This window comes from Oceanipulchritudo coccoides, assembly GCF_010500615.1.
GTDB classification, from domain to species: Bacteria; Verrucomicrobiota; Verrucomicrobiia; order Opitutales; family Oceanipulchritudinaceae; genus Oceanipulchritudo; species Oceanipulchritudo coccoides.
This window is the reverse complement of the sequence record NZ_JAAGNX010000014.1, coordinates 1-560: the sequence shown is the minus strand read 5'-3', so window position 1 is coordinate 560 and position 560 is coordinate 1. Positions and strand designations below refer to the sequence as shown.

Genomic DNA, 560 nt, shown 5'->3' with positions numbered 1-560 from the left:
GACTGGTGCAGCACGAAGACCGGTATATCCGATGCGATGGCATCAAGCTCGTCCCGGGTCGGGTGGCGCTGTTCGACTAGTTGCGAATCGTCGTAGCCAAAGCCGAGTATCAGGCCGGCACGTTGCACACGGTCGCCGAAAGTCTCGGCGTAGGTGCGCATGATGCGTTGCAGGTCAGGGATCGAGTTGACTTCGCCGTCGGGCGCGGGGAGCAGGTTGGCCGAGAGAGCCTGCACGCCGATCATGAAGACATGGCCATGCGCATCGACAAAGCCGGGCAGCAATGTCCCACCGGCAAGATCGATCATTTGCGTGTCGGCACCACGGTGACGCAGGACGGTGTCTGCCGGTCCGACGGCGATGATCTCTCCGGCTTTCTCGGCGATGGCTTCGGCCCGCATCGCGTCGTCCCGCATTGTCAGGATAGGGCCGCCAAACCAGATTTTGTCCGCAACAGCGGGTGCGCCGGCTGCGGTGCCGGCCTGACTGTGATTGTCGCGAAAGAATTCCCATGCGTCCATGCCAGTGCCGTCCGGCAGGGTGCAGATGCCGCGTTGGCC

The 560-nt window shown here is 63.2% G+C and carries 1 protein-coding gene; it reads right to left on the bottom strand.

The window, feature by feature from the left end; translation table 11 throughout:
- Window positions 1-539 (bottom strand): amidohydrolase family protein (locus G0Q06_RS14220; protein WP_425496127.1); only part of this gene is annotated, 539 nt, incomplete at its 3' end.
- Window positions 540-560 lie beyond the last annotated feature (21 nt).